The sequence below is a fragment of the Polaribacter sp. 20A6 genome, assembly GCF_011378915.1.
GTDB classification, from domain to species: Bacteria; Bacteroidota; Bacteroidia; order Flavobacteriales; family Flavobacteriaceae; genus Polaribacter; species Polaribacter sejongensis.
The window spans coordinates 828277-850519 of record NZ_WTPZ01000002.1; the positions used below are offsets into that span (position 1 = coordinate 828277).

Sequence of the window (22243 nt, forward strand, 5' to 3'; positions counted from 1 at the left end):
AAATTAGTTTTAACATTAACCGTAGCAGTTTTAACAAGTGGAGCAACAGTATTTGCAGCAAACGATATCAACACCAATAATGTAGACGAAATTGTAGTTGTAGTAAGCAATGAAGATTTTAAAGAAATTACATTAGAAGAATTACCAGAAGCAGTTTCTAACGCAATTTTAAAAGATTTTCCAACAGCTACTGTTGTAAAAGCTTATGTAAACGGTAGTGAGCAGTATAAAATAGAATTGACTACTGATGGAACTGAAAGTGTAGTTTACGCTGATAAAGATGGAAATTGGTTAGAAGAATCTGATGTTGTAGTAGTAGAGTAATTCTGATTCATAAAAAAAAGTAACACAATTATAGGTCTAAGGGATCTTTAATTATCACACATTCAATCATAAAATAATCAAAAATATAAAATCATGAGAAAATTAGTTTTAACATTAACTGTAGCAGTTTTAACAAGTGGAGCAACAGTATTTGCAGCAAACGATATCAACACCAACAATGTAGACGAAATTGTGATGGTAGCAACCAACGACGATTTTAAAGAAATTGAAATAAAGGAATTACCAGAAGCGGTTTCTACCTCAATTTCAAGAGATTTTTCTACAGCCACTGTTGTTAAAGCGTATCTAAATGATAGTGAGCAATACAAGATTGAACTTACTGCAGATGGAACAAAAGGTGTAGTTTATTTAGATAAAGAAGGTAACTGGTTAAAAGGTACAGACATTATAACAGCAAAAGAAGAAGGGGATTTTAGTGAAGAAAAAACTGAGTAGTAAAAAGGTTTAAATATTTTTTAAACTCAATTTTTCGGAAGAGAAAGACATTTTTTAATTAAAATGTCTTTTTTTTTGATTACAATCAATTTATCTTGATATTTTTGTAACAAATGTATAAGCTTTATGAAGGAGATTTTATTAGTTGAAGATGATGTAGCATTTTCAGAAATGTTGAAGCAGTTTCTTAAACGACATAAGTATGTTGTAGAGGTGAGTTATAATATAAAAAATGCTTTACAACAGTTAGAAAAGAAGAATTACGATTTAGTTTTTACAGATTTACGTCTTCCTGATGGTGATGGAATTGCCTTGTTAAAGCAAATAAAACTTAGTAAAAAGGCTACTCCGGTAGTTTTAATGACTAGTTATGCAGAGGTTTCTACAGCTGTACAAGCAATGAAACAAGGAGCTTTTGATTATATTTCGAAACCTTTTAACCCAACTGAGGTCTTAGAAGTTATTAGCAATGCTTTAGAAGAAAAAGCAGATGATGCTGCCGAACATCAACAAAAACAGCAAAAAGAGGCGAAGCAAGAAAAAGAAAATAGTAATACAGATACTGGTTTTGTAAAAGGTATTAGTAGTTCTTCTAAAGTTCTTGATGAGTATATCTCTCTTGTAGCTCCTATTAATATGTCTGTGCTGGTTACAGGTGAAAGTGGTACAGGAAAAGAGGTGGTTGCAAAAACAATTCATTTACAGAGTCCTAGGCATAACAAACCATTTATAGCGGTAGATTGCGGTGCAATACCTAGGGAAATAGCTTCTAGTGAGTTTTTCGGACATAAAAAAGGTTCTTTTACAGGTGCTAATGAGGATAAGATTGGGCATTTTGAATCTGCAAATGGAGGGACTCTTTTTTTAGATGAAGTAGGTAATTTGTCTTATGAAAATCAAATACAACTGTTACGTGCTTTGCAAGAAAGAAGAATTAAACCGGTTGGAAGTAGTAAAGAAATTAATGTTGATATTCGTTTGATTACCGCAACAAATGAAGATTTGCTTTTGGCGGTTGAAAAAGGTGATTTTAGAGAAGATTTGTACCATCGTTTAAATGAATTCTCTATAAAAGTCCCTAATTTAAAAGATAGAAAAGACGATTTAATCTTATATGCAGATTTCTTTTTAAACAAGGCAAACAAACAGTTGAATAAATCTGTAATTGGTTTTTCTAAAAAAGTATTAACTATTTTTCAGAATTATCAGTGGCCTGGTAACTTAAGAGAATTGTCTAATGTGATTAAAAGAGCTACTTTATTAACAAAAACAGAAGTTATTGATGTAGATGTTTTACCAAGTGAATTAACTAAAGTAAAAGAAAACACCGTTTCATCAAATAAATTTTCTACAAAAGAAAATGAAAAAGTACTTATTATTAGTGCGCTAGAAGAAGCAGGAAATAATAAGACTCAAGCAGCAAAATTATTAAATGTTACTAGAAAAACACTTTATAATAAAATGAAAGAGTATGACCTTAATTAAGGTACTCTTCTAAAGTTTTTATAAAATTATTTAACTGTTTCTCAAAATCAATAAATTTGGTTTTATCAATAGTTGTTGTAGTTTCAAATACTTCTAAATAAGGAATTACGACTTTTACCTCTAGCTGTTTAAACATACTAAGCATCTTGTGGCTTATTTCATTTAGCGTCTTAATATCAGCCTCTTCTTTGGCTTTTATTAGTGTTAAGCTATTCTTTTTAGTGTCTTCTAAAAAAATTTGTAAGGTGTTTTTTATGGAAGCAATATCATTACCTAAAAAAGATTGTAAAGATTTGATACTAAAACCTACAGTTGCTTTTTCTGTACTTTCTACTACTTTGGTTTTAATTGGTATACTACTCGACTTAAAAAAACGATGTAAAACATCTTGAAGCTGGTTGGAGTTAAATGGTTTTATCAACACTTCTGCAAAGCCAATTTTTAAATACTCCTCTCTAGAAATATTTGCACGTCCGGTCATTGCAATAATCGGTTGATTTTTATAAAGTTTATGATTTTTAAGGATTTCCATAAAATGAATTCCATTCATCTTTGGAAGTTGAATATCTGTGATTACAAAATCATATGAAATTTCATCTATAGCATTAATCGCATTTTGTGCATTCTCAAATGTGTATACTTCAATATTAAATTGTTTTAAAAAATCATTTAAAAGTAGGCGGACAGAAGCATCATCTTCTACAACAACAGCGGTTAAGTTAAAAGCGGTCGTTGTCTTTTTAATTTCTTTAGTTTTTATAATTGGTTTGTCAGACAATTTTACCGGTATTTTTAAGGTAAAAGTACTTCCTATATTTAGTTTGCTATCTAGGGTTAGTTTTCCGCCTAAAAGTTCAACTAGTTTTTTAGAGATGGTTAACCCCAAACCAAAACCTTTTAAATTGTTGTCGCTTGCATTTTCTGCCTGATTAAAGGCATTAAAAATAGTTGCTTTTTTGTCTTTACTAATCCCGATTCCTGTATCTATAATTAAAATTTCTAAGGTGCTCTTGTGGTTTTGTTGCTTTATAGAACTTTGAATAGTAATGGTACCTTCGTTTGTAAATTTACATGCATTTACAATTAAATTATATAGAATCTGCTTAATTCGAAATGGATCACTAATAATAAGACTGTTAATAGAATCGTCTTGTTTAACCACAAAGCGTACGGGTTTGTCTTGAATGATGTTTTTCGAATTTAGAATAATCTCATTAATATAATTCTCTAGATTAAAAGGAATAGATTCTATAGCGATATGGCCATTTTCTAGTTTAGAGAATTCTAAAAGATCGTTTACCAACTGTCCCATATATGTTGATGCGCTTCGTATATGGTCTAAATAATTTTTGTCTTTTGTGTTCTCTGTCGATTTTTGAAGTAATTCACTAAAACCAGAAATAGTACTTAGCGGAGTTCTTAAATCATGGCTTACCATAGAAATTAACTGCTCTCTACTTTTTAAAAGCGATTGTGTGGTGCTATTCGCCTTTTCTAATTGTAAACGATAGCGCTGGGTTTTCCAGAAATCACTTAAAATAATAATAGAAAAAATAATAATGATGATAAAACTAATGCCGGCTGCAAATAAGATAATTTTTCTACTCTGGTTTAATGTTGCTTCTCTTTGTTTATCCATATTACTAGTATAGAAAAGGATGTCTTTTTCAAGATTTTCTAACAATTCTTGTAGCTTTCTAGAAATGGTTAAATCATTATTTATAAGTTCATTTTGTTTTTTTCTTAGATAAAAACGCTGACTATTGTTTTTGTTTTGAGCCTCTTTTAGCATTTTTCTAGAAATAGAAACCAACGAGTCTATTTGCTTTTGTTCAATATTATTGATAGAATCTTTGGGTACGTATTGGTTTAGAGCCAGTGCAAAATTTTCTAATTTAGAACTCGTTCCGTTATCAAAATATAAAGGGTTTTTAATAAAATCATTTATGGTAATTTTTAAAAGTAAAGAATCTATAGAGCCTAATTTATTTATGGCTTCAGTTATAGGTTTGTTGGAATCATAATTGGTGTTTAGATCTTTTAAATCTATAATATTTTTCAGTTTTTTATCAATAATTAATTTTATACTATCTAAAATAAACTCTTGAGAATTGTTAGTAACAATAAGGCTCAGTGAGTCTATCTTTGATACTAATTTTTTATTTTCTTCTAGGTATTCATTAAATTTTGTTGGAGAATTTAATTGTAGTGCAGCTCTAGCGATACTTTCATTTTTGTATATGTGAGCTATTAAAGTTCCGGTTCTAACAATTACGTTTCTGTCGGAGATATCTTGTTTTTGTAATTGTGTAAATGTTTTTAGTTCAGAAAGCACTAAAAAACCAGCAATAGTTGCTAAAAGACCAAGTATGATGTAGCCTATTATAACTTTAAAAGTAATATTCTTTTTTAATGATTTCATAAAGTAAGAGTGTAATATTTTTTAAAGCATGCTAATTTTATAAAAAAAAAGCAATATTTTGTTTACCTATTCTGATTGAAATAACCGTTTCCAATACCGATTACACGTTCATAAAAACTACCAAAAGGTTTGTAATAAACAATTACAGTGTATTCATTTTCGGTTTCATAAAATGTGCCCAATATATCATTTGTATTTACATTTCCGTTAGCATCTAAAGTAACAAAAGTGTAATTATAAAAACCTTGTTTTAAAAGTATATTTGCTGCATAGTATTTTTCCTTAGAATTATACTCCATTCTGTTTTCTTCCGTAATATTAAAATCATTAAAAGCACCGTAAACATAAAGATCTTTATTCGCAATAGGTTCATCAGCCAAAACAGAAAAGTGCATCATTGCATAATCAGCTTCCGTTCTAGAATCATCTGCTTCTATAGTTCTAACCACAAATTGTCCGTTAATATCTGGGTTGTATTTGTATTCGTTAAATTGATTAAATGTATAAGGATATAAATAATGATGAAAAACATCTTCCTTTATTACTTTAACTACGTTTAAACTATTATTTTTAATAATTTTATTATCGAAATTGAGGTATTCGTTTCCTCCCCAAAAATTTGTTTTGTTGGTGTAGGTGTAAAGTAATTGATTAGGTTTAAAAAATGTAGGTTGTAAATCTGTTATTTTCTCGTTCCAATTATTATTTTTTAGGATAACAACATTTATTTCTTGACTAGGATTATTTATTTTTATGTTTGGATGCGTTATAGAAAACTGAACTGTTTGTTGTGTGTTTAATGTTTTTGTATTTCTACTTCTTTCTACGGATACACCAACTGTTGTGGCATTTTCGTATAAAACAAAACGTCTTGTAAACATAAGCTCGTCATAACTATTTAAAACAGATAAAAGGTAGTTTCCACTTTTGGTAATTACGGTATTTACATTCGGTATTTGAACAGAATAATGGGAGTAACTTTGTAATGTGTTAAAAGAATTGGTTACTTCTATAATGGTGTTTTGGTCAAAACCATTAATGTATTGGCTAGATGACATTCTGCTAGGTTCCCAATCATGTGTCATGTGTTCTATTTTATATTGATAATCTTTACTATCTGCATCTAAATCATCAAAAGATAATTCTAATACAGTGCCTAAAGGAACAATGGCAGAAAAGTTATTTTCTTGCAATGGTCTTAATTGAATAGATTTTATGTTTTGCGAAAAAGAGTTTAGGCAAAATAGGATTGAAACAGTGATTAGAAGCTTTTTATACATGTTACAAAAATAGTGTTCATTTGTTTTAATTATCAATATTTAAGCCAAAATTTATAACTAAAACGTTTTCATTTATTCTTATTATTTAGATTAATTATAAATAAGAATATTTAACTAAGATAAAAGTTAAAATGTTTCACTCATACATAGCAAAAAGCCTAAATTTGCTTGATTTTTTAAGATAACTAACAATTCCAATTTACTATGTCAAAAGACATTCGTATTAAAAAAGGCTTAGATATTAAGCTTATTGGCGCTGCAGAAAAAACGACTAAAGAGGTTTCTTTAAGTAGTATTTATGCGGTTAAGCCAGAAGACTTTCACGGAATTACACCTAAACTTGTTGCCAAAGAAGGAGCAGAAGTAAAAGCAGGAGAAGTACTTTTTTATTCAAAAAGTGACGAACGCATTTTATTTCCTAGTCCTGTTTCTGGTAAAGTAGTAGAGGTTATACGTGGAGCAAGAAGAAAAGTATTAGCAGTTAAAATTTCTGCAGACACAACACAAGAATATAAAGATTTCGGGGCTAAAGATGCAGATAAAATGTCTGCAGAAGAAGTTAAGAATCATTTATTTGCTTCTGGTTGTTGGCCATTTGTAAAACAACGTCCTTTTGATGTTGTTGCAAATCCAAACCAAGCACCTAAAGCTATTTTTGTTTCTGGGTATGCAAGTGCACCTTTAGCAGCAGATTTAGATTTTACTTTAGCAGGTAAAGAAGCCGAATTGCAAGCAGCAATTACAGCGGTTTCTAAACTTACTGAAGGTAAAGTGCATGTTTCTGTAGGAGCCAATTCTAACTCACCATTAGCTAACATAAAAGGAATAGAATTACACAAGGTTTCCGGTCCGCATCCTTCTGGGAATGTGAGTACTTTAATTGCAAATATAGATCCTATTAACAAAGGAGAAGTTGTTTGGGTAGTTACACCACAAGACTTAATTGTTATTGGAGAATTACTTTTAACAGGTAGGTATAATGCAACTAGAACAGTAGCCTTAACAGGTTCTAAATTTAGCAATCCACAATATGTAACTGCTATTGCAGGAGCAACTATTGCAGATGTTACTGCTGGGAATTTAGTAAATGATAATACAAGAATTATTAGCGGAAACGTACTTTCTGGAAAGCAAGTAAAAGAAGCAGATTCTTTAGGGTATTATGACAATCAGATTACTGCAATTCCAGAAGGAGATGATTATGAATTATTTGGTTGGAATAAACCAGTTTTTAATAAAATATCTACATCTAGAGCATTAACTTTTTCTTGGCTAACACCAAAGAAAAAATACGATTTAAATACAAACACAAACGGAGAGCATAGAGCATTTGTTGTAACAGGTTCTTACGAAAATGTTTTTCCTTTAGATATTTATCCAATGCAATTGTTAAAAGCATGTATGTATAAAGATTTAGATGAAATGGAAGCTTTAGGAGGTTACGAAGTAGCTCCAGAAGATTTTGCACTAACAGAATTTATTTGTGTATCTAAACAACCTCACCAGAAAATAATACGTGAAGGTTTAGATTTAATGAGAGAAGAATTAGGATAAGATTATGGGCTTAAAACAAAATTTACATAATTTAAAAGAGAAATATAAAGGAACCAAAATGGCACCTGCATTTAATGCAATCCATACCTTTTTATATTTACCAAATGATGTTACTCACGGAGGAACTCATATAAAAGCGGCAGACGATTTAAAGCGTACCATGAATACGGTAATTATGGCTTTAGTTCCTTGTTTGCTTTTTGGAATGTTTAATGCAGGTTATCAACACTATGCAGCAATAGATGGTTCTTTAAGAGCAGATGTATTAGCTAACTTTTTTACGTTAGATAATCTTTGGATTGGAATCTTAAAAGTATTACCATTAGTAATCGTTTCTTACGGAGTTGGTCTTGGAGTAGAATTTATTTTTGCGATCATTAAAGGTCATGAAGTAGAAGAAGGATACTTAGTAACAGGTATGTTAGTGCCATTAATAGTGCCAGTTGATACACCGTTATGGATGTTAGCTGTTGCCGTTGTTTTTGGTGTAGTAATAGGTAAAGAAGTTTTTGGTGGTACAGGAATGAACATCTTAAACCCTGCTTTAACCATTAGAGCTTTCTTGTTTTTCGCATATCCAACATGGATGTCTGGAGATAAAGTTTGGGTACACGATGCTGTAAATAGAGCAGGAACTGCAGATGCAATTTCTGGTGAAACTATTTTAGGTAGTTACGCTCAAAACAGTGAAGTAATTTATTCTAATTTTGATAAGTTCATGGGATTCATTCCTGGTTCTGTTGGAGAAACATCTACATTATTAATCCTTTTAGGAGCTGCTTTCTTAATCTTTACTAAGATTGGAAGTTGGAGAATAATTGTTTCTACATTTATAGGAGCAGCCGTTATGGGATTAATTTTTAATCAAATTGTAGCCGCAGATATTATTACAGAATCTAGTTCTTTTTATGGATTAATGAATACGGTTTGGTGGGAACACTTAATGATTGGTGGTTTAGCATTTGGAGCTGTTTTTATGGCTACAGATCCTGTAACAGCATCACAAACAAATAAAGGGAAATGGATTTACGGTTTCTTAATTGGTTTTATGTCAATTATGATTCGTGTATTTAACCCAGCGTACCCAGAAGGAGTATTTTTAGCAATCTTATTAATGAATGTTTTTGCTCCAACAATAGATCACTATGTGGTACAAGGAAATGTAAAGAAAAGATTAAAACGTGCTAAAGTTAAAACTGCCTAATTATGAGTAAGAGAACAGATAGTAATTCATATACAATGATTTTTGCCGTAGCAATGGTATTAGTTGTTGGTACTATGTTGGCTTTTACGGCTTCGTCTTTAAGACCAACCATAACAGCGAATCAACGTATAGAAAAACAGCAAAATATCTTGTACGCTATGGGCGTAAATGATAATGACGAAACAAGTGCAAACTTTGTTTCTACAGATATTGCTCAAGAGGAATTTGAAAAATACATTAAAAAACAATTAGTTATTCAAGGTGATAAAGTTACTGAGGATGATAAAGCGTTTTTAATTGATATTAAAAAAGAACAAACAAGCGCAAAAGAAGGAAACGAGCGTCGCTTACCATTGTTTATTGGTGAGAAAGATGGTGTTACTTTTTATATTGCACCAATTAGAGGAAAAGGACTTTGGGATGCAATTTGGGCTTATATCTCTATAGATAAAGACATGGTTATACAAGGTGCTTACTTTGATCATAAAGGAGAAACTGCTGGTTTAGGTGCAAACATAAAACAACGTTTTTTTATGGATGATTTTATTGGAGAACACTTATTATCTAGCAATGGAAACTTTAAAGGAGTTGATGTAGCAAAAGGTAATAACGACCCAATGAACGTAGATAAAACGGATAATGAAGTAGATGCCATCGCGGGAGCAACAATTACAGGTAACGGAGTGTCTGCAATGATTAAAGATGAGTTAAAGCTTTACATTCCTTATTTTAAAACTTTAAAAAAATAATTTATGGGACTTTTATCAAAAAAAGACGCAGCATTAATTACAGACCCTTTATTAGATGACAACCCTATTACTATACAAGTATTAGGTATTTGTTCTGCTTTAGCTATTACAGCAGAATTAAAAGCATCTTTAATTATGGCGTTTTCAGTTATGGCAGTATTGGCTGTAGGAAACGTGGTTATTTCATTAATGCGTAACATTATACCATCTAAAATTAGAATTATTGTACAACTAGTTGTAGTTGCTGCTTTAGTAATTGTGGTAGATTTAGTTTTAAAAGCTTTTGCTTACGAACTGAGTAAAACACTTTCTGTTTTTGTTGGGTTAATTATTACAAACTGTATTATTATGGGACGTTTTGAAGCTTTTGCTTTAGCAAACGGACCTTGGAAATCTTTCTTAGATGGAATTGGTAATGCTGCAGGTTATGGTTTAATTTTAGTTATTGTAGGTTTCTTTAGAGAATTATTAGGTTCTGGTACTTTGTTAGGATTTAAAGTTTTAGGAGACCCTATTACTAAAACAGGTTTGTATGCATTTGGTTACGAAAATAATGGATTTATGATTATGCCTCCAATGGCATTAATTGTAGTTGGTATTATTATTTGGATACAGCGTAGTAAAAACACATCATTAATAGAAGAAAATTAAAATGAGTTTGCAGTAAGCAGTTACAGTTTGCAGTAAAATGCTCACTAAATACTGATACTAAAAACTGAAAACTAAAAATATGGAACATATAGAATTATTTTTCAAATCGATATTTATAGATAACATGGTATTTTCAGTATTCTTAGGAATGTGTTCTTACCTTGCCGTATCTAAAAAAGTAACTACTGCCGTTGGTTTAGGAGCTGCTGTAATTTTTGTATTAGCAGTTACTGTACCATTAAACTGGTTATTAGATCAATATATTTTACAACCAGGCGCATTAAAATGGTTGGGTGCAGAGTATGCAGAATACGACTTAAGTTTCTTATCATTTATCATGTTTATTGCAACGATTGCAACCATGGTACAATTGGTAGAGATTATTGTTGAAAAATTCTCACCTTCATTATACAACTCACTAGGTATTTTCTTACCATTAATTGCTGTAAACTGTGCAATTTTAGGTGGAAGTTTATTTATGCAATCTCGTGAAATTCCTACTTTAGGTTTAGCATTAACTTACGGAGTTGGTTCTGGAATTGGATGGTTTTTAGCTATTGTAGCAATTGCTGCAATTCGTGAAAAAATTAGATACTCTAACGTTCCACCTGCATTAAGAGGTTTAGGAATTACGTTTATCATTACAGGATTAATGGCTATTGGATTTATGAGCTTTGGAGGAATGTTAACTGGTGGTGGTGATGAAGAAGAAGAAAAACCAGCTACGGAAGCTAGTATTAAGAAAGAAGAAGTAAAACCAGCAACGAAAGAAATTGTAGCTGAAAACACAAATACAAACCAAGAGTAGATATGATATTAGCAGCAGGTACAACAGGAACCATAATTGCAACAGTAGCAGCTTTTTTAGTATTAACACTGGTATTGGTCGCGTTATTATTATTTGTAAAACAAAAACTATCGCCATCTGGTCCAGTAACAATTACTATTAATGGTGAGCGTAAAATAGAAGTTGGTTCAGGAAGTTCTCTTCTATCAACTTTAGGAAACGAAAAGATATTTTTACCATCTGCATGTGGAGGTGGTGGAACTTGTATTCAATGTGAGTGTCACGTAAATTCTGGTGGAGGTGAAGCTTTGCCAACAGAAATACCTAACTTTACTCGTAAAGAATTAAAAGAAGGAATTCGTTTAGCTTGTCAAGTAAAAGTAAAACAAGACATGGATATTTCTATTCCAGAAGAAATTTTTGGAATTAAGAAATTTGATGCAGTTGTTGTAAGAAATTACAATGTAGCTACATTTATTAAGGAATTTGTTGTTGAAATTCCAGAAGATATGGGGTATAAAGCAGGTGGATATATTCAAATTGAAATTCCAGCTTGTGAAGTAAAATATTCTGATATGGATATTACTGCACATCCAGAAGAGCACGATACACCAGACAAGTTTGAAGGTGAGTGGGATAAGTTTAACTTACGTCCATTAGTAATGAAAAATACAGAAACTGTAGAAAGAGCATATTCTATGGCTTCTTACCCAGCAGAGGGAAGAGAAATTATGTTAAATGTACGTATTGCAACACCCCCTTTTGATAGAGTAAAAGGTGGCTGGATGGATGTTAATCCAGGTATTGCATCTTCATATATTTTCAACCTTAAAAAAGGAGATAAATGTGTTATTTCTGGACCTTATGGAGAGTTCTTTATTAATGAATCTGAAGCAGAAATGTTATATGTAGGTGGTGGAGCAGGTATGGCACCAATGCGTTCTCACTTATATCATTTATTCAGAACCTTAAAAACGGGTAGAAAAGTAACATATTGGTACGGAGGTCGTTCTAAAGCAGAATTATTCTATATCGAACACTTTAGAGCATTGGAGAAAGATTTTCCAAACTTTAAATTCTATATTGCTTTATCTGACCCAACTGAGGCAGATAACTGGACAAAGAAAACAGATATTCATGATGAAGCTGGAGATGGTTTTGTTGGGTTTATTCACAATTGTGTAATTGATAATTATTTATCTAAGCATGACTCACCAGAAGATTTAGAATTGTATTTCTGTGGACCACCATTAATGAACAATGCCGTTCAGAAAATGGGTGAAGATTTTGGTCTTGCAGACGAAAACATTCGTTTTGATGACTTTGGAGGATAGACTTCAATTAATTATAATACTACAAACCGATTCAGAAATGAATCGGTTTTTTTGTGGGGTTAACTTTCTAAAATATACAGATATTCCTCTATATAACCTCATCATTACCATTTATAGATTGAAAACGTCAGTTTATAAAATCACTCTATAAAAAATTGAAATTTAATAGAATATTTGTTCTGTATTAATCAGATAAGAAGCAATAAAGAAGAAATGCTTTTTTGTAAAACAAACTCTATTATGAAAAATTTATTAAAAGTACTATTAATGCTATTTGTATTTACAAATGCATTTTTATCAATGGGCCAACAACAGCCTTTAGACAAAAATTATTTACAATTAAGTCCAAGAGTTGGATACGATTTTCCGACCTACAATAACAATACACCCTATATCGATTATAAAGGTGGTTTAGATTTAGGCATTTCCTTAGATTATTACTGGACATGGTTTGGTATAGGGGCGGATTTTGATTACATCAAAAATAAGCCAGAAAGTACGTATCCAACAATTGCAAGTACTTTACCAACAACCTTATCCGAAGCAAAAATTACACGCATGTTTTATGGAATTGGTCCCAATGCGCAAATAAGAAGTAATTCTGGTAAATTTAAAACTGAATTTAATACACGTTTTGGATTAGCATCTATAAAAGGTGGTAGAACACTTTTAGCAGGTCCAACAGCAGCAAACATATTAAATTTTCATGCTGGTTATAACGCATCAAGTGTATTTACATTTAAAGGTCAGGTTCGTTTTACTTATTTCTTATCCGAAAATTTTGGAATTAATGCAGGAGCCTATTATATGCGACACTTCGGTGTTACAGAGTTAAATGAAGGAGGGCTTTCTGCAAGTTACCAACCCTTTACCGAGGATGCTGGCGAATTTTATATTGATCAAGGAAATCCGAAGGTAAGAAGTGAACCGTGCGATTGTGATATTTCATCAGTTGGTTTATTTGCAGGGGTTACCATCAAATTCAGTAAAAAGGAAAAATCTTGTCCAGTTTGTGGTGAAAATCACACACCTTATTGTTGTGCAACATGTGGTTGTAATGTAACCGTAACAGCTAAAGATAAATTTACTGGAGAAACGTTACCCAATACAGATGTTGTATTAACTGATTTAAACGGTAGCATTGTACAAACAGCCACTACAAATTCTTACGGTGTTGTGGTATTTACAGAAGTGCCAGAAGATAATTATGTAATTAGAGGAAAACTATACAATGTTACTTTAGAAGAAGGAAGCATTACAAAAGAAGATTTCAAAAACTGTAAAAAGGAAAGTGCAGGTATACAAAAAGTGATTGTATATGCTGATGAAAACTTCATCTTAAAAGGAAATGTGGTAGAATGTAATTCTACTAACGGAATACAAGGCGTAGATATTATCTTAAAAGATAAGCTTAGAGCAGGGCAAAAAAACACACTATCTGATGCAGAAGGAGATTTTATCTTTCATTTAAAACAAGCTTCAAGGTATGGTTTAAATGGTAAAAAAGATGGTTATTTCTCTAATGAAGTAGAAGTGGCTACCAATTCTTACAATAGAGAAAGCACTTTATTTATTGATTTTGAAATGTGTATAGATCCATGTGGAGTGGCCATTAAATTAGACAATATAAACTTCGATTTAGACAAAGCAATTATTTTACCAGCGGCAAAACCAGATTTAGATTATGTGGTGAAGTTAATGCAAGACAACCCAAGTATTACTGTAGAAATGTCTTCTCACACAGATAGCCAAGGAGGTGATGGTTATAATCTAAGTTTATCTCAAAGAAGAGCAGATGCAACAGTAAATTATATTGTTGGTAAAGGCATTTCAAGAAGTAGGTTAGTTGGCCGTGGAGCAGGAGAAAGTGAATTAAAGAATACCAAATGTTCTAATAACGTACCATGTACGGATGACGAACACAGAATAAACCGAAGAACTGAGTTTAAAGTAGTTTGCTTTTAATAAGTATTTGTTTGAGTTAATTGATAATTAGTAAACCAAGTCAAGGCAGTAAAATGCTGTCTTGACTTACATTTAAAAAACCTAGAAAATATGAAAACGAGATATAAAAATAGAAGAATTTTAAAATATGTAAGTATACTTTTTAGCTTGTTCGTGATGATGAACTTTGTGAGTTGTGGTAGTGATGAAAGCTGTGAATATGATGTGGAAGATGACGGATTTCCTTTTGCGTGTAGTGAAGGTATGGATGTGGCTTTTTTAATTGATTATACGGGAAGTATGGGGGGAGCAATAGAAGGTATTAAAAGCTCTGTTGCTGCAATTGCAAGTACAATTGTAACTGAGTCTGGGGGAGATTATAGACTCTCTTTATCAATTTTTGACGAACAACCAGAAGGTAATTTACCAGCTTATGCTGCCCAAACGGACTATGTGAGTTTACCTGCAGGTCAAAAAATAGTAAATTCTACATTTGCAACAAGGGATCAGTATTTAACTATGATGGAAAAATTTGGAACAAATAATAAAACCTCATTTAGTAATCAATTAGCAAAACTAAATGGGGCATTAAGTTTAGGTTCTGGAGTTGGATCACCAGAACCTGGAGGCTTATTATTTAATGAACTGATAAATAATAGTTTTGCAGGAAATTGGAGAACAACTAATATTACTAAACTAGCTATAATTATCACTGATGCTGTGGCAGGTGGAGATGATGATACTGCTAATGGAATTGATGACACGTATTTGGCATCTCTTGCTGCAAAAGCAAATCTAGATGGTATTCAGGTGATTTTAGTTTCATCATTAGCTACATCAAATTATGAAATAAGTTTAGTAGATATTAATAACGGAGGTTTAAAACTTATGAATGCAAATTTGAACAATGTAGGTACAGATATTATTAAGCTAATTGAAGATATTTGTGTTAATAATGAAAAATAAGTAAACTAATATTATTAATAATCATTCATGAAAAGGCAATGGAGATTGTATCAAAGTTGCTTTTTTAAACATTATCTTCAGAACTAATACAGAGGTTATTTATATTGATATCAAACATTTTTTTTAACATTTCATTTATAAACATTAACTTTCAAGAAAAAAATATGAAAAATTTAAAAATCAAACACCTTTTTTACGCAACTATTACTGCTCTAATGTTTTATTCTTGTGCAAGCCCAATTGAATTATATGAAAAATCAGGGCACGCAATTACAATGAAGCAAAGCCATAGTTTATATGAAAATTACAATGACAATATAAAGCCTTACGTTGAAAAAGCACAAAATTCAATTTTGGATAGAAAAGGATATGAAGGAACAGAATATGTATTGGTTAGCATACAACAATTAGAAAATTACATTCGATTTTTAAAGGAAGTAGAAAAAACGAATAAAGGTAATGACAACAATGAAGTTACTGGAATTGCAATATTTTTAGGTGCGCATGATAAAAATAAAACACTTAATTCTATACCTAAATTTAATCATAATATTAAGAGTTATGACGAGATGAATGAAAAAAATGATAGGGTAGTTGGAGACATGAGACATAGAGAAACAGTTTTTTTAGCTCCAACCTTTAGAGAAAACCATAAAGATTCAATATTTACCAATGAGTTTGATAGACATATTCCCTTTTTTATTGAATATACAAACCAAGATAATAAATATAAAGGAACTTATAAATATTTATTACCCTACCTAAAAAATAAGGAAACTAAAAGTGCTACAAGATCTTTAGAAAGAAATTCAAGTTTAAATGCAGATGAGTTTAATATAATGCCTCCTAGGCAATAAGATTTATAAAATAGCAACTAAAAAACAAATAATTTTGTTAGAAGTAATATATGATTCTGTTGTTTACTATCATTTATATTTGCAGATTATCCCTGCATTTATTGGTTTTTTTTATATTAAAAAACTAGATGTTAAATATCGATATTTTGTACTATTACTTTGGTATGGGGTATTTAATGAAATTTTTGCTTTATACTATGGTAGATATATTGTAATACAAAAAAACGCAGTTTTTTATAATGTATACAATGTTATTTATTTTAGTTTTCTTTTTTGGTTATTCTATTCTAAATTCAATAGTAAAATATTTAAAAAAATAATTATATTTTTTGGGGTTCTATATTTTACAGTTGTTGCTTATGAATTATTGATTAAACAAATAGATTACACTAGTCAGAGTTTTTTAGAGTCTTACATAATTGGTGGATTTAGTATTTTAATCTTTGTAGCTTATTATTTAATGATGTTATTAACATCTAGTAAACAAGAAAATGTATATTCCAATTTATTACTATGGATAGCTATTGCACATTTTATCTACTATTTAGGCTTTATACCTTTTAAAGTAGGTCAAAATTATTTTGCAAGTTTTAAAGAGTTTCATCATTTGTTTGGTTTATTAATTACAATTACAAGTTTAAAAAGTATCATTTTAAGTATCGGTTTTATATGCACTCACCAGAAGGTTCAATCATAGGTTATTCAATATTAATACTCGTTTTTTTAGGGGTATTACTAGTATTGCTTTTTTTTGTGTTTATAAACCGAAAAAACAAATTAGTACGTGATAACTTTGAAGCAACTATACAAAACCAAAAACGTCAGCACGATTTAGAATTAAAGGCTTTGCGTAGTCAAATGAATCCACATTTTGTACATAATTCTTTAAATGCGATTCAATATTATATTCAACAGAATGATGTTGAAACATCAGAAAACTATTTAGCAAAATTCTCGAAATTAATGCGTCAGTTTTTTGATTATTCAAGAAGGAAAAGTGTTAGTTTAAGTGAAGAAATTAGCTTGCTAGAGAATTACCTTCAAATAGAGAAATTACGTTTCGAAGAAAAAATAGAGTATGAAATAAAAGTAGATCCAGAATTAGATATTGAAGAAGAACAGATACCTTCTATGCTTATACAACCGTTGGTGGAAAATGCTATAAACCATGGTTTATTTCACAAAAAAGGGAATGGAAAAGTAACTGTAATATTCAATTTTATAAATGCAAATTGCTTTAAAGTTAGTGTAATAGATAATGGTGTTGGTTTAAAAAAATCGAAAGAACTAAATACTTCTATCAAAAGTCAAAATGCTTCACATTCATCAGAAGTATTAACCGAGCGAATTCATTTTTTAAATGAAAGTGGTTCTTGGAATGTGCGCCATAAAATGATAGATCGTTCTATAGAAATTGGTGAAACAGGAACAGAAATTGTTTTAGAATTTAATCAAAATTATTATGACAAAAATTAAAACGATACTTATTGATGATGAGCGGAAAGCATTATCTATTTTAAAAAATAAAATTGAAAGATACTGTCCAGACTTAGATATTATTGCAGAAACTCAGAGTCCAGAAAAAGGTTTAGAACTTATAGATAAATTGCAACCTCAACTTGTATTTATAGACATAGCAATGCCTGTAATGAATGGGTTTGATGTTTTAGCAAATGTAAAGAAACCTAATTTTGAAATTATTTTTGTAACCGCTTTTGACCAATATGCAATAGATGCTATAAATTATAGTGCTATTGGTTACTTATTGAAGCCGGTGGATAATGAAACTTTAATAGCAACCGTAATAAAGGCTTCTAAAAATATTGCAGATAAATCTGCCTTAGAAAAAAACAAATTACTGATAGAGAATTTAGGGGTACAAAATTTTCAGAAGAAAAAAATAGTCATTCCATCTGCAGATGGATTAGAGTTTGTAAAAATAGATGCAATTATACATTGCGAAGGTGTAGATGGTTATACTAAGATTCATTTCAGTAATCAAAAGCCCATTTTAAGCTCACAAAGCATAGGTCATTTTAATAAATTATTACAGCAGCAGGATTTCTACTTAGTCCATAAATCTCATTTAATAAATCTAGAGCATATAAAAAAATATTTGAATGAAGGTTATGTATTATTAAGTGAGAACCATAAAGTGCCTGTTTCTAGAAATAGACGACAAGATTTTTTAAATAATCTAAAAGGTTAGTTTTAAGTATTTTTAAAAGGTAGTTAGTTCCTTTAATATTTCGTCAAAGAAGCTTTTATAGAGTAAACCGGCTCTTCATTTTCTTTCTCAATATGTTTAGAGAGATTCATTACATTTGCTATGTAGTCTAAGACTTATAAGAATTCAATTACGTTTAGGATAGGTAATAAGTACTATTATGCTGAACTTATACCTGTATTTCTCATCAACATAAAATTTAGTATTGAAACCGATTCAGGGATGAATCGGTTTTTTATACACATAAATTTTGCTTTCCTAATAAAAAAGAAAATTTACTTTAAGTTTTACTATTTACTCTTTAATTTCAATATCAACATTTCCATCTCCATCAGTTTTTACACTTCCTTGTGGAGTTTCAATATTTACATTATTTTCAGTTTTAACCTCTGTCTTTTTTTCTGATTTTTTATCTTCTCTACAAGCGGTGAATGATATTGTTAAACATACTACTACAAATAATAATTTTTTCATTTTTTTATGTTTTTTAATTCATAGTAAAATAAAGATAATTTTTTTCATTATTAAAAAAAGGAGGAATTATTTTTAAGTGCTCTTTTTTAGCTTTAGCTATTTAAAAGTGTTGTGGCTAATTTGTTTACTTTATTTAAGTAGGTTTATACCTACAAACCCACATTTTATTAGCATTGTAATTTGTGTTTAAAATCTTTAAAAATGATTAATTTCGTTGTTCAAACTTTTAAATGATTTACTTAGTTTATTCTTTACTACTAATAATAGGGATTTTTTTTATTGGACTTTATTTATTTCAAGAAAGATTTATTTTTTTGAATGGTAATAAATTAGATAAAAATTATCAATATAACTTTACAAACAAGTTTGAAGAAGTCTTTTTAAAAACTGATGGCAGTAATGTAATTAATGCACTTCATTTTCAATTACCAAACCCAAAAGGAGTTGTGTTATTTTGTCACGGCAATAAAGGGAATTTAACAAAGTGGGGAGATAGAGTTGCTTACTTTTTAGAATATAATTACGAGGTCTTTGTTTTTGATTATCGGAATTACGGTAAGAGTATTGGCGCATTTAATGAACTAGCGATGTACAATGATGGTTTGTTTGTTTATAATCATTTAAAAAAGAATTTTAAAGAAGAGAATATTGTGGTTTATGGGTTTTCTTTAGGAGGTACTTTTGCTACCAAAATAGCTTCAGTAAATAACCCGAAAGAATTAGTTTTAGAAGCTCCTTTTTACAACTTTAAAAAAGCAGCGACTTATAAGTTTAAGTCTGTTCCAACCTTTTTGTTGAAATACCAATTTAGGTCTGATAAGGACATTTCTAAAGTAACATGTCCTATTACACTGTTTCATGGTAATAAAGACACTACCACTTCTTATAAGCAATCTAAAAGGTTGTTGGTGCTAAATACATCAACTAAAAATAAGTATATAGAGATTGATGGAGGTACGCATCATAATATTAGAGAATTTGCCATTTATAAAGAGAATTTAAAAGAAATTTTAGAGCGATAGTACTTCTTAAAATTTATAAATCGTATTTTTGATCACTTCAAAGAATAATAAAATGAGTAGTATTAAGAAAATTTTAAAGAAGAAGAAATTCGTCAAAATAAAGCTAAAGAAAATTGCGACCAATCACTTGGAGTTAAAAGCAACAATTAATGGTGTAAAAGGGCGATTTATTCTAGATACAGGTGCTTCTAACTCTTGTGTAGGATTAGATATGATTACTCATTTTAATTTGGAAGCTGTAGAAAGTGAAACCAAAGCAGCTGGGGCAGGAGCAACAGATATGGAAACGTTACAGTCTGATAATAATTCTTTGAAAATAGGAAGCTGGAAAACAAATAAATGCCATTTAGTATTGTTTAATTTATCGCATGTTAATACAGCTTTAACGCAACACAAAGCAAAAGAAGTACATGGAATTATTGGTGCAGATGTGCTACAAAAAGGAAAAGCATTTATAGATTATCATAAAAAAGTTTTATACTTAAAGAAAACAAAGAAATAATTAATTTAAAATAAAATACAATGAGTTTGCAGAAACAAGTAATGGATAAAATGAAAGAAGCAATGAAAGCAAAAGATACCGTTGCTTTACAAGCTTTAAGAGCGGTTAAATCTGCCTTTTTATTAGCGAAAACGGAAACAGGTGTTCAAGCAGAAATTACGGAAGAGCAAGAAATTAAAATTATTCAGAAGCAAGTTAAACAAAGAAGAGACAGTGCAGCTATCTTTATAGAACAAGGTAGACAAGATTTAGCCGATCCAGAATTAGCTGAATTAGCTGTTTTAGAACAGTTTCTGCCAGAAGCCTTATCAGAAGAAGAAATTGAAAGTGTTGTTGTTGCTACGATTAGCAAAGTAGGAGCATCCGGAATGAAAGATATGGGAAAGGTTATGGGAATTGTTTCTGCTGAATTAGCGGGTAAAGCAGATGGTAAAACCATTTCTACTTTAGTGAAAAAGAGTTTAATGTAAAAAATATTTTGTTTTCTTATTAGAAAACAAAATGGCTGCGTAGTTCAACTGGATAGAATATCAGATTTCGGCTCTGAGGGTTGGGGGTTCGAATCCCTTCGCGGTCACAAAAAAAGGCTAAGAATTACATTTTGTAATTCTTAGCCTTTTTTTGTCAATTAAGATTATTCTAATTATTCAATAACTACTTTTTTACTTAGGGTACCTTTGTTGCTATACATTTTTACAATGTATAGTCCAATTGGTATTTGATTTTTTATGGCTAGCTTGTAGCTATTTTTCTGTTCTGTAATGTTCCATAAGCTTGTTTTTTTACCAAGTATATTAAAAAGTTCTATTTTCTGTATTGTTATTTCTTGATTTTTAGAAATTACAATATTTTTATTCTGATTATCAGCATAAATAGTAGTTTCGTTAATTAGTGTATTGTTTTCTAGTTTAAGTGTGTTAGAGATAGATTCTCTAAAAGCTAAAACAAAACGATTAGAACAGACACCTTTATCTAAGGTTAAATTGATTTTCCCATCTTTTATGTTGTATGAAACCCCTGTAAGTTTATCTTTTATGTAAATTTCTCTGGAAATATTTTGAATTTTATCTACCATTAAATCTACCTGTCCAGAATACCCCATTGTAATTTCTAATGGAACTTCTAAATCATCAGAAATTTCTTGCACACCAGTAATTACATATTTTCTATGATCATCCTTAAATTTCCAATAGATGTCAGTTTCATTGTCGATAAATGACTCCGCATCGTAACCTTTTTCATAATCAAATGAATTTGTTGCTTGAAAAGAGATTGCTATTTGATGATGTAACCTTAAATTTTCTGTATTTGTATATTCAAACCCTAATTTAATGATTGGTAATAATTCATTAGTTTTTGTAAATTCAGTTTTGTTACTTCTGTGATCTTCAAAATTTTTATTATAATAGCCTTCTTTAGGTGTGGAGGCTTTACAGAATTCTGATGATGACCCTCTATTTGGTATTATATTGGCAAAAGTTTTAATATTTAAGAAAACGGATAGAAATACTATTAAATAGATAATTCCTTTTTTATAAGTTTTCTTTTCTTCAAGATGTTGGATTTTAGAAAAATTGAAGTTTTTTAAAAATAATTTCTGAGTGTTGTTAGTGTTATTCATTTTTTTGGGGGATTATATTAAATAAACAATGTGTTAAATAGAATTACAGATAATAGGCAAAAGTTTTAGTGTTAAAGAAAATGGATAGAAGTAAACACTATTAAAAAGACAAGTTCTTTTTAATGGTGTTTTTTAGAAAAGTAGAATATTTTAAAAAATATTTTCTTGGTATTTTAGTCTTATTCATTTTTTGGGGGATTATATTAAATAAATACTATTTTAAAAGTAACTAAATAATATTGGGTTTGCTAATTTTTACCCTATAAATGATTAAAAAATTGTTAATTACTGTCTTATTACTTAATAAAATAGGGTTTTTGTTGGGGATTCAGTAGTTTTTTTAGGTCGTAGTCACGATATTTCCTAATTATTATACTTATAAAA

The 22243-nt window shown here is 30.1% G+C and carries 22 protein-coding genes and 1 tRNA gene; 19 read left to right on the forward strand and 4 right to left on the reverse strand.

The features are described 5' to 3' along the window. The 3 genes from GQS57_RS07345 to GQS57_RS07355 all read left to right on the forward strand — a co-directional run. Positions 1 to 324, forward strand: a 324-nt coding sequence (locus GQS57_RS07345; RefSeq protein ID WP_165731913.1) for a hypothetical protein, incomplete at its 5' end; no start/stop codon positions are given. A 93-nt stretch (positions 325 to 417) separates the two neighbouring features. Continuing rightward, entirely contained in the window at positions 418 to 780 is a 363-nt protein-coding gene (locus GQS57_RS07350; RefSeq protein ID WP_165731914.1) for a hypothetical protein, read from the forward strand. Between the two features lie 126 nt (positions 781 to 906). Then, positions 907 to 2265: a sigma-54 dependent transcriptional regulator gene (locus tag GQS57_RS07355; RefSeq protein WP_165731915.1), complete on the forward strand. Its 1359-nt coding sequence runs from the start codon at positions 907 to 909 to the stop codon at positions 2263 to 2265. On the opposite strand, the gene GQS57_RS07360 is transcribed toward GQS57_RS07355, so the two are convergent. Together GQS57_RS07360 and GQS57_RS07365 are read right to left on the reverse strand one after the other, a co-directional pair. Next, positions 2258 to 4687, reverse strand: coding sequence for an ATP-binding protein (locus GQS57_RS07360; protein ID WP_165731916.1), 2430 nt, complete (start codon positions 4685 to 4687; stop codon positions 2258 to 2260). The two genes, GQS57_RS07355 and GQS57_RS07360, sit on opposite strands and share 8 nt — an antisense overlap. A 62-nt stretch (positions 4688 to 4749) precedes the next feature. Continuing rightward, entirely contained in the window at positions 4750 to 5967 is a 1218-nt protein-coding gene (locus GQS57_RS07365) for a DUF5103 domain-containing protein (RefSeq protein ID WP_165731917.1), read from the reverse strand. A 204-nt stretch (positions 5968 to 6171) separates the two neighbouring features. Here GQS57_RS07365 and GQS57_RS07370 point away from each other — a divergent pair, with 204 nt between their 5' ends. From GQS57_RS07370 to GQS57_RS07425, 12 genes are all read left to right on the forward strand, one after another. After that, on the forward strand, positions 6172 to 7521 hold the full coding sequence (locus GQS57_RS07370) for a Na(+)-translocating NADH-quinone reductase subunit A (RefSeq protein WP_165731918.1): 1350 nt from the start codon (positions 6172 to 6174) through the stop codon (positions 7519 to 7521). A gap of 4 nt (positions 7522 to 7525) precedes the next feature. Then, entirely contained in the window at positions 7526 to 8725 is a 1200-nt protein-coding gene (locus GQS57_RS07375; protein ID WP_165731919.1) for an NADH:ubiquinone reductase (Na(+)-transporting) subunit B, read from the forward strand. 2 nt (positions 8726 to 8727) lie between these two features. Then, on the forward strand, positions 8728 to 9474 hold the full coding sequence (locus GQS57_RS07380) for a Na(+)-translocating NADH-quinone reductase subunit C (RefSeq protein WP_165731921.1): 747 nt from the start codon (positions 8728 to 8730) through the stop codon (positions 9472 to 9474). A gap of 3 nt (positions 9475 to 9477) precedes the next feature. Then, positions 9478 to 10125, forward strand: coding sequence for an NADH:ubiquinone reductase (Na(+)-transporting) subunit D (locus GQS57_RS07385; RefSeq protein ID WP_165731923.1), 648 nt, complete (start codon positions 9478 to 9480; stop codon positions 10123 to 10125). 79 nt (positions 10126 to 10204) lie between these two features. Continuing rightward, positions 10205 to 10933 (forward strand): NADH:ubiquinone reductase (Na(+)-transporting) subunit E, encoded by a 729-nt coding sequence (nqrE, locus tag GQS57_RS07390; protein WP_165731925.1) that lies wholly within the window; start codon positions 10205 to 10207, stop codon positions 10931 to 10933. A 2-nt stretch (positions 10934 to 10935) separates the two neighbouring features. Further along, positions 10936 to 12246, forward strand: coding sequence for an NADH:ubiquinone reductase (Na(+)-transporting) subunit F (gene nqrF, locus GQS57_RS07395; protein ID WP_165731927.1), 1311 nt, complete (start codon positions 10936 to 10938; stop codon positions 12244 to 12246). Positions 12247 to 12486: 240 nt separating this feature from the next. Further along, a complete protein-coding gene (locus GQS57_RS07400; RefSeq protein WP_165731929.1) occupies positions 12487 to 14211 on the forward strand; it encodes an OmpA family protein in 1725 nt (574 codons plus the stop codon). 90 nt (positions 14212 to 14301) lie between these two features. Further along, positions 14302 to 15156: a hypothetical protein gene (locus GQS57_RS07405; RefSeq protein ID WP_165731931.1), complete on the forward strand. Its 855-nt coding sequence runs from the start codon at positions 14302 to 14304 to the stop codon at positions 15154 to 15156. A 164-nt stretch (positions 15157 to 15320) separates the two neighbouring features. After that, positions 15321 to 16013: a hypothetical protein gene (locus tag GQS57_RS07410; protein WP_165731933.1), complete on the forward strand. Its 693-nt coding sequence runs from the start codon at positions 15321 to 15323 to the stop codon at positions 16011 to 16013. A 34-nt stretch (positions 16014 to 16047) separates the two neighbouring features. After that, on the forward strand, positions 16048 to 16710 hold the full coding sequence (locus GQS57_RS07415) for a hypothetical protein (protein ID WP_165731935.1): 663 nt from the start codon (positions 16048 to 16050) through the stop codon (positions 16708 to 16710). After that, positions 16683 to 17489, forward strand: a complete 807-nt coding sequence (locus GQS57_RS07420; RefSeq protein WP_165731937.1) for a sensor histidine kinase — start codon at positions 16683 to 16685, stop codon at positions 17487 to 17489. The genes GQS57_RS07415 and GQS57_RS07420 overlap by 28 nt, the downstream gene beginning before the upstream one ends. Next, complete coding sequence (locus GQS57_RS07425) at positions 17476 to 18222, forward strand: LytTR family DNA-binding domain-containing protein (RefSeq protein WP_165731939.1); 747 nt, start codon at positions 17476 to 17478, stop codon at positions 18220 to 18222. Before GQS57_RS07420 ends, GQS57_RS07425 begins: the two co-directional genes overlap by 14 nt. 312 nt (positions 18223 to 18534) lie before the next feature. Here the strand turns inward: GQS57_RS07425 and GQS57_RS07430 are convergent, their stop codons facing one another. After that, positions 18535 to 18714: a hypothetical protein gene (locus tag GQS57_RS07430; RefSeq protein WP_165731941.1), complete on the reverse strand. Its 180-nt coding sequence runs from the start codon at positions 18712 to 18714 to the stop codon at positions 18535 to 18537. 314 nt (positions 18715 to 19028) lie between these two features. On the opposite strand from GQS57_RS07430, the gene GQS57_RS07435 reads away from it, so the two are divergent. The 4 genes from GQS57_RS07435 to GQS57_RS07450 all read left to right on the forward strand — a co-directional run bounded on the left by GQS57_RS07435 (position 19029) and on the right by GQS57_RS07450 (position 20815). Then, positions 19029 to 19736, forward strand: coding sequence for an alpha/beta hydrolase (locus GQS57_RS07435; RefSeq protein ID WP_240915444.1), 708 nt, complete (start codon positions 19029 to 19031; stop codon positions 19734 to 19736). A gap of 52 nt (positions 19737 to 19788) precedes the next feature. Beyond that, entirely contained in the window at positions 19789 to 20238 is a 450-nt protein-coding gene (locus GQS57_RS07440) for a retropepsin-like aspartic protease (RefSeq protein WP_165731945.1), read from the forward strand. Between the two features lie 20 nt (positions 20239 to 20258). Next, complete coding sequence (locus GQS57_RS07445; RefSeq protein WP_165731947.1) at positions 20259 to 20708, forward strand: GatB/YqeY domain-containing protein; 450 nt, start codon at positions 20259 to 20261, stop codon at positions 20706 to 20708. Positions 20709 to 20741: 33 nt separating this feature from the next. Next, positions 20742 to 20815, forward strand: a tRNA-Arg gene (locus GQS57_RS07450). A gap of 66 nt (positions 20816 to 20881) precedes the next feature. On the opposite strand, the gene GQS57_RS07455 is transcribed toward GQS57_RS07450, so the two are convergent. After that, entirely contained in the window at positions 20882 to 21859 is a 978-nt protein-coding gene (locus GQS57_RS07455; protein WP_165731949.1) for a T9SS type A sorting domain-containing protein, read from the reverse strand. Positions 21860 to 22243: the final 384 nt, after the last annotated feature.